Raw genomic sequence first — 13,100 nt, 5'->3', positions numbered from 1 at the left:
GTACGGCACCCTGCCGCGCGGCGTGGATGTCGAGGCGCTGGTGGCGCGGGCGACTCCGCACCTGCTGTAAGTCACTTGGTGACCGCGAGCGGGGCGGATAACGCGGTGAGTTATCCGCCCCGCTCGATAAGCAGGCTTGCGGTCATGTCTTTTCTCGACGATGCAGGCAAGATAGAAATCTGCGTGATCAGACAGGAATGCCCACCGTGACCAGCACCACCGAAGCCTTTGTTGTCGCCCACACCGCTGAAGAGGCGGTAGACCGGCTCGCCGCCCTGCATGAGCGGGCCACCAACGGGCTAAGCCTGGCCCTCAAAAACTACCTGAAAGATCGCATCAAACCCGACGCCAGCCAGCACAGCCGGTTCCGTTATCCGGAACTGCGCCTGACCTACCTGTGCCAGGGTGAGGTGCCGACCACCGTGCGCGCCTACGCCAAGGTGCAGGTGCCGGGCACCTACAGCGTCACAGTCACTCATCCGGCGGCGTTTCGTAACTATCTGCTGGAGCAATTGCGCCCGCTGATGAGCGATTTCACCGTGCAGGTCGAAGTCGGCGTCAGCCAGCAGAACATTCCCTATCCCTACGTGGTGGAGCAAGGCGATGAGCTGGCCGGCTCCGGGGTGACGGCGGCGGAGTTGGCGCGGGTGTTCCCCAGCACCGACCTGTCGGCGGCCTCGGATGGCATCGCCGACGGCCTGTACGACTGGGAAAACATCGACCCCCTGCCGCTGGCGCTGTTCGATGCGGCGCGGGTGGACTTCTCCCTGCGCCGGCTGGTGCATTACACCGGTAGCGACTGGCGGCATGTGCAGCCGTGGATTTTGCTGACCAACTACCACCGCTACGTCGATCAGTTCATTCGCCACGGCCTGGCGCAGCTGCGCGACAATCCGCGTTATGTGCGCATGGTGCTGCCGGGCAACGTCATTATCGAGCGCGGCACCTCCGACGAGGATGCTCAGGCGGTGGCCGACGCGGTGGTCTGGCACCGCTACCAGATGCCGGCCTACCACCTGATCGCCACCGACGGGCATGGCGTGACCCTGGTCAATATCGGCGTCGGCCCGTCCAACGCGAAGAACATCACCGACCATTTGGCCGTGCTGCGCCCGCACTGCTGGCTGATGATCGGCCACTGCGGCGGCCTGCGCCAATCGCAGACCATCGGTGACTACGTGTTGGCCCACGCCTATATGCGCCGCGACGGCATCCTCGATCGGGTGGTGCCGCCGAACATCCCGATTCCGGCCCTGGCCGAGGTGCAGATGGCCTTGCAGGAAGCCGCGGCGACCATCACCGGCGAGCGTGGCGAGGCGCTGAAACGGCGCCTGCGCACCGGCACCGTGCTGACCTACGACGACCGCAACTGGGAGCTGCGCTGGGCCCAGGAGCGGCCGTTGATCAACCTGGCGCGGGCGGTGGCGGTGGACATGGAGAGCGGCACCATCGCCGCCCAGGGTTATCGCCTGCGGGTGCCCTACGGGACCCTGTTGTGCGTGTCGGACAAGCCGCTGCACAGCGAGATCAAACTGCCCGGCGCGGCCGGGGCCTTCTATGAACGTGCGGTGACCCAACATTTGCATATCGGCATCGCCGCCCTGGAGCTGCTGCGTAACCAGCTCAACTCGCTGCACTCGCGCAAGCTGCGCAGCTTCGACGAGCCGCCGTTTCGCTAATCGAGGTGTAGCGGCGGCACCCGCCACTGCTCGCCGGGCGTCGGCACCCGGAAGCTGCTGGGGTCTACTTGTCGTTCGGCCAGCGCCTTGGCCAAGTCGGCCGGCGGGGCGAACTGGCCTTCGTCGGTCAAGTTGAAGGTGCCGAAGTGGATGGCCATGCTGTTCTGCGCGGCCAACTGCCGGTGAGCCTGCACCGCGTCATCTGGGTTCATGTGATGGTCGCGCATAAACCAGCGCGGGGCGTAGGCACCAATCGGCAGCGCGGCGAAACGCAAGGGGCCGAAGCGCTCATGAATCAGCTGAAATTCCGGGCCGAGGCCACTGTCACCGGGGAATAACAGCGGCCCGTGCGCCGATTGCAGGACGAAGCCCAGCCACAGCGTCCGGTTGGTATCGGCGCGCGTGCGCGCCGACCAGTGCTGCACCGGCACTGCATGCAGCGTCAGCTCGGGGTTCAGGGGTAGCGACTGCCACCAATCCACTTCGACCACCTCGGTGAAACCGGTTTGGCGGATCAGCCCGCCATTGCCCAGGCCGCTCACCACCTTGGCGCCGGGGAAGCGTTTGGCCAACTGGCGCAGGCTCTGCAGATCCAGGTGGTCGTAATGGTTGTGGCTGACCAGAATCAGATCGATCGGCGGCAACTGATCCAGGCTCAGCCCCGGCGGGTGGTGGCGCTTGGGCCCGATAAAGCTGAACGGGCTGACCCGCTTGGACCAGACCGGGTCGGTGAGGATGTTCAGCCCGTGCTGCTGGATCAGCAAGGTGGCGTGGTTGATATAGGTGACGTGCAACTCCGCGCCGGTTACCCGTTCCTGCACCGCGGGCGGCACGGCGGGTCCGGGTTGCTCGATCCACTTGGTCCGCGGGCTGTTGAGTTGCCACTTCATAAAGCTGGCAAAGCTTTTATGCGGCGTGGGTTCGAGGTTGTGAAAGCGTGCGCCGTCGAAGTGCTCGGACGCCGGGCCTCGATAGGGACTGCCGTCGCGGCCGAGCAGCGTCAGCAGGTTGAGCAACCAAGTCGGGCGCAAGGGACGGGGCATGGCGGCTTTACTCTTGCCGTGAGGATGCTGCTCAACCTAGCATGGCCGCTCACTTTTGCCTGTGCCCCGACACCTTTTGTAATCATGCCCCGTCCACCGCGTTCCGCCCCTCGTCATCCTGCCGCGAAACCCCAGGGCAAGCCCGCCGCCCCACGCCGAGTGGCCAAGGCGCCGCCGGCCGAGCCGCAGCTGATCCTGTTCAACAAGCCCTTCGATGTGCTGACCCAGTTCAGTGACGGCGAAGGCCGCGCGACGCTGAAGGATTTCATCCCGCTGCCCGGCATCTACCCGGCCGGGCGCCTGGATCGCGACAGCGAGGGTCTGTTGCTGCTGACCAATGACGGCCAATTGCAGGCGCGCATCGCCGACCCCAAGCACAAGCTGGCCAAGACTTACTGGGTGCAGGTCGAGGGCGAGCCGACGGCGGAGCAGCTACAACGCCTGCGTGACGGAGTCGAACTGAACGATGGCCCGACCCTGCCGGCCGAAGCCCGGCAGTTGGCTGAGCCGCAACTGTGGGCGCGTAACCCGCCGGTGCGCTTTCGCAAAAGCGTGCCGACCGCCTGGCTGGAACTGGTGATCCGTGAGGGGCGCAACCGCCAGGTGCGGCGTATGACGGCGGCAGTCGGCCTGCCAACTTTGCGCCTGGTGCGGGTGCGTATCGGCCCCTGGAGCCTGGATGGCCTGGGCTTGGGTGAGTGGAAGGCGGTACCGGCGAAGCTCGATTGAGGCGGCCGAGGTAGGCTGGGTAGCGCGTAGCGACAAAACGGCAGGAAAGCCGTTTTGCACAGCTTTAGCTGCCCGTAGGGCGAGGTGCATGGATGCACCTCATGAAACCCAGCTAATCGGGGGCTGGGTTTTGTCCTGTGGACTCTACCCAGCCAGGCTCTCAGAAAGTCAGAAGCCCTCGAGGCCACCGATCACCACGGTCTTGATCACAAAGCCGAGCACCCCGAGGCCCAGGGCGAGAAACAAAATCATGCTGCCGTAGCGGCCGGCTTTGGACTTCTTCGCCAGATCCCAGACGATAAACGCCATAAAGGCCACCAGGCCGCCGACCAGGATGATCATCATCCACTCTTCAAACATTTCCGGTTCCATCGCGACCTCCAGCAAAATGGATAGACAACGCCAGCCTCTGGGGCTGGCAACGGCGGGGCGGGCGCTCAGGCATCTGGGTGATGGCTGGCTGTTGTTGTATGAGCCTCGGCTCTTATGGCGGAGCCACGCGGGGGTAGAGCAAAACGGCGGCAATTATACGCGATGCTGCCCCGCCGTCGCCGGGGCTTCGTCGGCCTGCGCGCTTACGTCACAGGGCCTCGGCTTGGTTAGTTGCGCAAGTGCTGCAGCGGCAACTGGGTGCTGGAAATCACCTGGTTGAGGACAAAGCTCGAGCGCACGCTGGAGACCCCCTCGATGCGGGTCAGTTGGCCGAGCAGGAATTTCTGATAGTGATCCATATCCGGCACCACCACCTTGAGTTGGTAATCCGCATCCATCCCGGTCACCAGGCTGCATTCGAGCACTTCCGGGCACTGGTTGATCACCGACTCGAAATGCTCGAAACGCTCCGGCGTGTGCCTATCCATGCCGATATGCACGTAGGCGGTGAGCGTCAGGCCGAGCTTCTTGCGATCCAGCAGCGCCACCTGGCGGAGGATATAGCCGTCGTCCTCCAGTTGCTTGACCCGTCGCGAACAGGGTGAGGGCGAGAGGCCGATGCGTTCGGCCAGCTCCTGGTTGGAGATGCGTGCGTCGCGTTGCAATTCAGCCAAGATATTGAGGTCATAACGATCAAGTTTGTTCATGGCGGCCACTCTCCTGTCATTGATTGCGACATATAGTGCTTTGCTGGTGAAAGATTGCGCGAGCATGCATGTATTGAGCAATCTTAGCAATCCGCTGCTGCACCAATAGGCCTAAGCTTTACCTCAGTTAAATGACCCGGACATAAGAGTCCACCCGGCTCGCCCAATCAGGCGCGTCGACGCCGCCGATCCCACCGGGTCGCCACGGCCACCGGGTCCGCACTGCCCAACCAGGCGGGCGAGAAAAGCGGCAAGAGCTTTGCCGGGAACGTAGAAAAAGAAAAAGGGAGGTCAGCTGACCTCCCTTTTTCTTTTTTCTACTACAAGTCCTGATTTGCCTTAACGGCCTAAGATTGCCCTTATCCTGCATGGGGCGGGATAAGGGCGCTTTAGAAGGCCTTAGTTAAGCAATCAGATCGGTCGCGCCTAGTGTCGTCACCCCTATCAGCTGGATTTCAAACTCGGCCGTCGCGTCAGCATCATTGCTGCCGTACAAGATGCCATTGGCAAAGCGCACCTGGCCGGTGGCGTCGGTTGCGCTGAACGCTGTCGTGCCAATGAAGGTGAAGGCCTGGTCCCCGGTGGTTACCAGGTTGGCATCCAGTGTCGACAGGTCGATCTTGTCCGCCTCTGCTGTTTTGAAGTCGTTGATGACATCGCGCAGGGTGCTCACGCCCATCTCGCTGAATGCGTTGAAGTCGAAACGGTCGGCGCCGCTGCCGCCGGTGAGCTTGTCGAGGCCGATGCCGCCCGTCAGCACGTTAGCGGCCGAGTTGCCGATGATCGTGTTGTTAAGGCCGTTACCGGTGCCATTGCTGGCTGCAGCGCCAGTTAGCGTCAGGTTCTCCAGGTTGCCGCCGAGGGTCCAGCTGACCGAGGACTGAACCGTGTCGATTTCAGTGGTCACGGCGCTGGTTTCGCTGATCACGTCGGCGGCGTTGTCGACCACGTAGGTGTCATTGCCCAGGCCGCCGATCAGGGTGTCGATGCCGGTGCCACCATTCAGGACGTTGGCCGCACTGTTGCCGGTCAGGGTGTTGGCCAGCGTGTTGCCGGTGCCATTGATAACGGCGGCACCGGTGAGTGTCAGCTTCTCCAGGTTGGCGCCGAGGGTCCAGTTCACCGAGGACGATACGCTATCGATCTCGGTGGTCAGGGTGCTGGTTTCGCTGATCACGTCGGCGGCGTTGTCGACGACATAGGTGTCGTTGCCCAGGCCGCCGATCAGGGTGTCGATGCCGGTGCCACCACTCAGGACGTTGGCCGCGCTGTTGCCGGTCAGGGTATTGGCCAGCGTGTTGCCAGTGCCGTTGATAACGGCGGCACCGGTCAGCATCAGATTTTCCAGGTTGGCGCCAAGGGTAAAGGTCGCCGACGATTGCACGCTGTCAATCTCGGTGGTCAGGGCGCTGGTTTCGCTGATCACGTCGGCGGTGTTGTCGACGACATAGGTGTCATTGCCCAGACCGCCGATCAGGGTGTCGATGCCGGCGCCACCATTCAAGACGTTGGCCGCGCTGTTGCCGGTCAGGGTATTGGCCAGCGTGTTGCCGGTGCCGTTGATAACGGCGGCACCGGTCAGCGTCAGCTTCTCCAGGTTGGCGCCGAGGGTCCAGTTCACCGAGGACGATACGCTATCGATCTCGGTGGTCAGGGTGCTGGTTTCGCTGATCAGGTCGCTGATGCTGTCGACAATATAGGTGTCGTTGCCCAGGCCGCCGATCAGGGTGTCGTTGCCGGTGCCCCCATTCAGGACGTTGGCTGCGCTGTTGCCGGTCAGGGTATTGGCCAGCGTGTTGCCGGTGCCGTTGATGGCACTGGCGCCGGTCAGGGTCAGCTTCTCCAGGTTGGCGCCGAGAGACCAGCTGAGCGACGATTGCACGCTGTCAATCTCGGTGGTCAGGGTGCTGGTTTCGCTGATCACGTCGGCGGCGTTGTCGACGACATAGGTGTCATTGCCCAGGCCGCCGATCAGGGTGTCGATGCCGGTGCCGCCGTTCAGGACGTTGGCCGCGCTGTTGCCGGTCAGGGTATTGGCCAGCGTGTTGCCGGTGCCGTTGATAGCGGCGGCGCCGGTTAGCGTCAGATTCTCCACATAGGCGCCAAGGGTAAAGGTCGCCGACGATTGCACGCTGTCAATCTCGGTAGTCAGGGCGCTGGTTTCGCTGATCACGTCGGCGGTGTTGTCGACGACATAGGTGTCATTGCCCAGACCGCCGATCAGGGTGTCGATGCCGGCGCCACCATCCAGGACGTTGGCCGCGCTGTTGCCGGTCAGGGTATTGGCCAGCGTGTTGCCGGTGCCGTTGATAACGGCGGCACCGGTCAGCGTCAGCTTCTCCAGGTTGGCGCCGAGGGTCCAGTTCACCGAGGACGATACGCTATCAATCTCGGTGCTCAGGCTGCTGGTTTCGCTGATCAGGTCGCTGATGCTGTCGACCACGTAGGTATCGTTGCCCAGGCCGCCGATCAGGGAGTCGTTGCCGGTGCCCCCATCCAGGACGTTGGCTGCGCTGTTGCCGGTCAGGGTATTGGCCAGCGTGTTACCGGTGCCGTTGATAACGGCGGCACCGGTCAGCGTCAGATTTTCCAGGTTGCTGCCCAGGGTCCAGGCCCGTGCCGATTGCACCGTGTCGGTACCCTCATTGAGGGCCTCGGTGACGACGTCGAGGGTGCTGTCGACGACATAGGTGTCATTGCCCAGGCCGCCGATCAGGGTGTCGTTACCGGTGCCGCCGTCCAGAGTGTTGGCGGCAGTATTGCCGGTCAGGGTGTTGTCCAGCGTGTTGCCGGTGCCGTTGATCGCACTGGCGCCGGTCAGCGTCAGGCTCTCCACGTTGGCGCTAAGGGTAAAGGTCGCCGAGGATTGAACCGAGTCGGTGCCTGCGGACGCGGCCTCGGTGACGACGTCGAGTGTGCTGTCGACAATGTAGATATCGTTGCCGGCGCCGCCGATCAGGGTGTCGTCACCGGTGCCGCCGTCCAGGGTGTTGGCGGCAGTATTGCCGGTCAGGGTATTGGCCAGCGCGTTGCCGGTGCCGTTGATCGCACTGGCGCCGGTCAGGGTCAGATTTTCCAGGTTGCTGCCCAGGGTCCAGGTCAGTGCCGATTGCACCGTGTCGGTCCCCTCATTGAGGGCCTCGGTGACGACGTCGAGGGTGCTGTCGACGACATAGGTGTCATTGCCCAGGCCGCCGATCAGGGTGTCGTTGCCTATGCCACCGTTCAGCGTGTTGGCCGCGCTGTTGCCGGTCAGGGTGTTGTCCAGCGTGTTGCCGGAGCCGTTGATAGCAGCGACGCCGGTCAGGGTCAGATTTTCCAGATTGCTGCCCAGGGCCAAGGTCACCGAGGATTGAACAGTGTCGGTACCCTCGTTGAGGGCTTCGGTGGCTAGGTCGCTGACGTTATCGACTACATAGGTGTCGTTGCCGGCGCCGCCGATTAGGCTATCGGCGCCGCTGCCACCATCCAGCAGGTTGGCCGCGCCGTTACCGGTCAAGGTATTGGCCAGGGTGTTGCCGGTGCCGTTGATGGCATTGCTGCCGGTCAGCGTTAGCTTCTCGACGTTGGCGCCGAGGGTGTAAGTGAGCGAGGATCGAACGGTGTCGGTACCCTCGGCGCTAGCCTCGGTGATCACATCGCCCAGGTCGTCGACCACGTAGGTATCGTCACCAAGGCCGCCGGTGAGGGTGTCGGCACCGGCTGCGCCATCCAGGGTGTCATTGCCGGCGTTGCCAATCAAGGCGTTGGCGTTGGCGTTGCCGGTCAGGACGTTGGCCAGGGTGTTGCCGGTGCCGCTGATGGCCGCACCTGTCAGGGTGAGATTCTCAACGTTGTTGCCGAGGGTCCAGTTTACCGAGGCGGTTACGCTGTCGAGTTCGGTGCTGAGGCTGCTTGTCTCGGTGACTACGTCACTGGTGCTGTCGACGATATAAGTATCGTTGCCGGTGCCGCCAATCATGGAGTCGTTACCGGCGCCGCCATCCAACACGTTGGCCGCGCTGTTGCCGGTCAGAACGTTGTCCGCCGTGTTGCCGGTGCCGTTGATAACGGTGGCGCCGGTCAGGGTCAGATTCTCCAGGTTGCTGCTGTCCAAGGTATAGGTCAGCGAGGACTGCACAGTGTCCGTGCCCTCACCACTGAGTTCGGTGATCACATCGCTAGCGCTGTCGACCACGTAGGTGTCGTCACCCGTGCCGCCGGTGAGGGTGTCATTACCGGCGCCGCCGTTCAGGGTGTCGTTGCCGGCGCCGCCGCTCAGGCTGTTGGCGCTGGCATTGCCGGTCAGAACGTTGTTCAGCGTGTTGCCGGTGCCGCTGATGGCGGTGCCGGTCAGCGTGAGGTTTTCGAGGTTGCTACCGAGGGTCCAGTCCAGCGATGCGCTGACGGTATCGGTACCTTGGGAGCTAAGCTCGGTGACCACGTCGCCAATGCTGTCGACCAAGTAGGTGTCGTTGCTTGCGCCGCCGATCAGGGTGTCATCGCCAGCGCCGCCGTCCAAGATGTTGGCGTTGGTATTGCCGGTCAACACGTTATTCAGTGTGTTACCGGTGCCATTGGCAGCACCGCTGCCCGTTAGGGTCAGGTTCTCGAGATTGTCACCCAGGGTCCAGGTTATCGAGGTTTGCACGGTGTCGGTGCCCTGATCACTGAGTTCAGTGACCACGTCGAGGACGTTGTCGACCACGTAGGTGTCATTGCCCAGGCCACCGATCAGGGTGTCGTCGCCGAGGCCACCGTTGAGCAGGTTGTTAGACGCGTTGCCGGTGATCAGGTTGTTAAGTTCGTTGCCGAAGCCGTTGATGGCCGTGCCGGTCAGCGTGAGGTTTTCCTGGTGGTCGCCGAGGATCCAGTTCACCGACGACTGGACGCTATCGGTGCCTTCGTCGAAGGACTCGATGATTTGGTCGTCGAGGCTGTCGACCACATAGCTGTCGTCGCCAAGACCGCCGCTCAGGCTGTCGTCGCCCGCGCCACCGTCCAGCGCGTCGTTGCCGGCCTCGCCAAACAGTACATCGTTGCCGAGCAGGCCATTCAGGCTGTCATCGCCAGCGCCGCCATAGATGGTGTCGGTGCCTTCCGCATCGATTAGGTCGCCATTGAGTGTGTCGTTGCCTGAGGTGCCGGTGATAGTCTCGTCATCGGGGACCCCTGTGACATCGAGCGTCAGGCTGTACGCCGCCGCTGAAAACTCAGTGCCATCGGATACCTTGAAGCCAAAGCCGGTCAGGCCGTTGCCATAGGTATTGCTGGCCGGGAGGTAGACGAGCAGACCAGCGTCTAAGTCAGCCAGGCTAATGACCTGGTTGAGCGTGACGTCAACGCCGTTTAGCTTCAGGGTTCCTGCCGTTGGCAGGGTGGTGATTTGGATCTCTTGCAGAGTTTCTAAATCGGCGTCGGTGAAGGGAAAGTCAGCGCTCGCAATGACTCTTGCGGTGTCTTCGGTTACCCCGGTAAGGGTGACGTTGTCGGATGTAGGGGCTGCGTTAGGCATCTAATTAATCCTTGGCCGTCCGGCCGCAAGTAGTGAGCTTCTGAAGGGTGCTGCTAATGGTGGTGGCAACAGTAGAATGTTCGGGCTGTTTCGGCAAGATGCCGATGTACGGCCGTTCCTGGTTCGGTTCACGTTTAGTGCATTCAGATGAATACCTAGACGAAGTACGGCATGTTTAGGTGGTTTTTTGTCGTTTTTTCTAGATGAGATAAGAGGCGATGCTAATACTTGATTTTATTGAAAAATGTTCGATAAGAAGGGCGCTGTTTGTACAATAAATAATCATCGCCCTGAGGCCGGCGTGTTGCGATCAACGCGGCTTCGCACCGGGGCTCAGTACCATAAGAGCCCATAAGTTCTGTCAGCGACAAGCTGCACTGGAACTGGATCTTGTTCATTGCCATCGCTGCAATCCGCCATAAGACCGGCTCAAATAACTACATATGTGCAGAGTTATTCAGGCTGGCGGAGTCTGAGCTTCATTGCTAAGCAGGATCTAATAGACTCATTGGATGGTGGCGATACGGGGCAATGCGTGGCGACTAGGCTAGTGGTCCTGAGCTCATACCTTTACCACGCCCTCAACAAGTGTTTACTTTTTGCACAGTGCGAGTTTTTGGCATAACGCCAAGCGCGCGGACTAGAGTAGTCCACCCTCCAATTCAGTAACCTCCAGCCGAGAATCCCCAACTGCAGGAAGAAGCCGGAGAAGCGCAGTCAGACGAACAGCGGCGCAGTGCTGAGCATATGCATAGTGGATTGAAAAATCCGCGTACTGGGCAGGAAGGGGGCAAGCGGGTCGGTAGCCGGCGCCTGCCCGGTCACCAGGCTGCATTCGAGCACTTCCGGGCATTGGTTGATCACCGACTCGAAATGCTCGAAACGCTCCGGCGTGTGCCTATCCATGCCGATCTGCACATAGGCAGTGAGCGTCAGCCCGAGCTTCTTGCGATCCAGCAGTGCCACCTGGCGGAGGATGTAGCCGTCGTCTTCCAGTTGCTTGACCCGCCGCGAACAGGGTGAGGGCGAGAGGCCGATGCGTTCGGCCAGCTCCTGGTTGGAGATGCGCGCGTCGCGCTGCAGTTCAGCCAGGATATTCAGGTCGTAACGATCAAGTTTGTTTATGGTGGCCACTCTTGTAGCGTAAATTGCTATATACAGTTATTCAATAGTGAAAAATTGCGTAATCAAGCTGGTATTGAGCAATCTTAGCAATCCGCTGCTGTGCCAATAGGCCTAAGCTTTACCTCAGTTAAATGACCCGGACACTAGAGTCCAGCCGGCCCGCCCAATCAGGCGCGTCGAAGCCGCCGATCCCACCGGGTCGTAACGGCCACCGGGTCCGCACTGCCCAACCAGGCGGGCGAGAAAAGCGGCGACACAATCGCCAGCAGCGGACGAATTCCCCAAGGGAGGTCATTTGACCTCCCTTTTTGTGGTCTGCGGGTAATGCGCGGGTTGCTGCGGGTTGTGCAGTGTTACCGCTAGGTGCTGGAAGTCTGACGGGAAGGGCGAGGCGATAGCGTCAACTAAAGATGCGAGTCAGTCTGAGGCCGCCTCGGCTCGCTGTGCTGGTACGTTCTGCGGGTCGGCGTGGACCAGCACCTCGGCGCGCGGGTATTCGGCGCGGATGGCCTGCTCGACCTGTTCGCAAAGGCCGTGGGCGACCGTCAAGGTCAGCGTGCCCGGCAGTTCCAGATGCAGTTGCACAAACCAGTGGGCACCGGAGATCCGCGTGCGCAGGTCATGGGCACCGAGCACGCCGGGCACGCTGCAGGCGAGTTCGAGCATGTGCGAGCTGACATCCACCGGCAGTTCTTCATCCATCAGCACCGCGATCGCCTCGCGGGCGATCCGCACCGCGCTCCATAAGATGTAGGCGGCGATGCCCAGGCCGAACAGCGCATCCAGCTGTTGCCAGCCGAAGTAGGCGAGAGCCAGCGCCAGCAGAATGCTGCCGTTGAGCAGCAAGTCCGAACGGTAATGCAGGGAGTCGGCGCGAATCGCGGTGGAACCGGTGAGGCGGATCACCCGCTGTTGGAACAGCAGCAGGGCAACCGTCAGCCCCAGCGCGAGCAGCATCACGGCGATGCCCAGGCTGGGCGCGCCGAGGGGCTGCGGGTGTTGCAGGCGCTCGACCGCCTGAATCGCGACGAGCACGGCGCTGACCGCGATAAACAACGCCTGCGCCATGCCCGACAGGGCCTCGGCCTTGCCGTGACCATAGCGGTGATCGTCGTCCGCCGGGCGCAGCGCGTAATGCACGGCCAGCAGGTTGAGCAGGGAGGCGGCACCATCCAGCAAGGAGTCGGTCAGGCCGGCCAGCAGGCTGACTGAACCGCTCAACCACCAGGCCACGCCCTTGGCCAGGATCAGAATGCTCGCCACCGCCAAGGAGGCCAGGGTTGCCTGGCGCAGCAGGCGGGCGTGTCCGGCGCTGCGGCTCATAGCGTCTCCGGCAGGAAATAGAGGTAATCCAGTACCGGTGCCGGTTGGCCGAACGCCGTCAGCGCCGCGCTGATCTGGCCGCGATGATGGGTGCCATGGTTGACCAGGTGCAACACGATATCCGCCAGCGGCTTCAGTTGCGGCTCGCCGCGCATATTCTGATAGGCCAGCGGCACGCCGAGGCTTTGGTCATCCTGTTCGCTGAGCAGTGCTCGCCAGGCATGCACGCCGTCGGCGAGAAAGCCGGCCAAGGCACTGCGTTCGCTGACGGCTTCGGCATCCAGACGGGTGAAGGGCGGCGGTTCGCGGCGCACGCGCGCCAGCCAGATGCGATCGGCCACCGCCAGATGGTTGAGGGTGCCGTGCACACTGCCGAAGAACAGCCCGCACGGTGCCCGATAGCCGTCCTCGTCGAGGGCTTCCAGGCTGGCCAATAAGCGGTTGTACGCCCAGCCGTGGTACGCCAGTAAACGCTCCAGCTGGCTGGCGAGCAAGCGCGCGCGCGGGGAAGTGACTGCGTTTGGCATGGGCTGCTCCTGCGGGGCGGAATCCTTGTATAGCCACCGCTGGCTGGCGGTTTCTATGCTGCGGTGCAGCACACCCGGCCAGCGCGGTTGATGCTGCTACC

The 13,100-nt window shown here is 62.3% G+C and carries 8 protein-coding genes and 2 pseudogenes; 2 read left to right on the top strand and 8 right to left on the bottom strand.

What is annotated here, in order from left to right:
* Window positions 1–197: 197 nt before the first annotated feature.
* The gene (gene amn / locus FFS13_RS06585; protein WP_137818298.1) at window positions 198–1,679 is read left to right on the top strand and encodes an AMP nucleosidase; all 1,482 of its coding nucleotides are present in this window, start codon (window positions 198–200) and stop codon (window positions 1,677–1,679) included.
* Here amn and FFS13_RS06580 read toward each other — a convergent pair.
* Window positions 1,676–2,722 carry an MBL fold metallo-hydrolase gene (locus FFS13_RS06580; RefSeq protein ID WP_137818297.1) on the bottom strand — a complete coding sequence of 349 codons (1,047 nt, stop codon included), beginning with the start codon at window positions 2,720–2,722 and terminating at the stop codon, window positions 1,676–1,678. The two genes, amn and FFS13_RS06580, sit on opposite strands and share 4 nt — an antisense overlap.
* A 159-nt stretch (window positions 2,723–2,881) precedes the next feature.
* Between FFS13_RS06580 and FFS13_RS06575 the strand changes: the two genes are divergently transcribed.
* Window positions 2,882–3,451 (top strand): pseudouridine synthase, encoded by a 570-nt coding sequence (locus FFS13_RS06575; RefSeq protein WP_171006437.1) that lies wholly within the window; start codon window positions 2,882–2,884, stop codon window positions 3,449–3,451.
* Between the two features lie 168 nt (window positions 3,452–3,619).
* On the opposite strand, the gene FFS13_RS06570 is transcribed toward FFS13_RS06575, so the two are convergent.
* The 7 genes and pseudogenes from FFS13_RS06570 to FFS13_RS06545 form a co-directional block, all read right to left on the bottom strand.
* A complete protein-coding gene (locus tag FFS13_RS06570) occupies window positions 3,620–3,823 on the bottom strand; it encodes a DUF2788 domain-containing protein (RefSeq protein ID WP_137818295.1) in 204 nt (67 codons plus the stop codon).
* A 227-nt stretch (window positions 3,824–4,050) separates the two neighbouring features.
* Window positions 4,051–4,530: an Lrp/AsnC family transcriptional regulator gene (locus FFS13_RS06565; RefSeq protein WP_137818294.1), complete on the bottom strand. Its 480-nt coding sequence runs from the start codon at window positions 4,528–4,530 to the stop codon at window positions 4,051–4,053.
* Window positions 4,531–4,933: 403 nt separating this feature from the next.
* Window positions 4,934–10,024, bottom strand: a complete 5,091-nt coding sequence (locus FFS13_RS19885; protein ID WP_137818293.1) for a calcium-binding protein — start codon at window positions 10,022–10,024, stop codon at window positions 4,934–4,936.
* 287 nt (window positions 10,025–10,311) lie between these two features.
* Window positions 10,312–10,428 (bottom strand): annotated as a pseudogene (locus FFS13_RS20340) (IS1595 family transposase); the annotation flags it as partial.
* A 412-nt stretch (window positions 10,429–10,840) separates the two neighbouring features.
* Window positions 10,841–11,149, bottom strand: a pseudogene (locus tag FFS13_RS06555) (Lrp/AsnC family transcriptional regulator); the annotation flags it as partial.
* Between the two features lie 417 nt (window positions 11,150–11,566).
* Entirely contained in the window at window positions 11,567–12,472 is a 906-nt protein-coding gene (locus FFS13_RS06550; protein ID WP_137818292.1) for a cation diffusion facilitator family transporter, read from the bottom strand.
* Entirely contained in the window at window positions 12,469–12,999 is a 531-nt protein-coding gene (locus tag FFS13_RS06545; RefSeq protein ID WP_137818291.1) for a DinB family protein, read from the bottom strand. The genes FFS13_RS06550 and FFS13_RS06545 overlap by 4 nt, the downstream gene beginning before the upstream one ends.
* Between the last annotated feature and the right edge of the window lie 101 nt (window positions 13,000–13,100).

This window comes from Pseudomonas sp. 2FG (assembly GCF_005502935.1).
GTDB lineage: Bacteria > Pseudomonadota > Gammaproteobacteria > Pseudomonadales > Pseudomonadaceae > Aquipseudomonas.
Note: the sequence above shows the minus strand (reverse complement) of the source record. Positions and strands in the feature narration are given on the sequence as shown.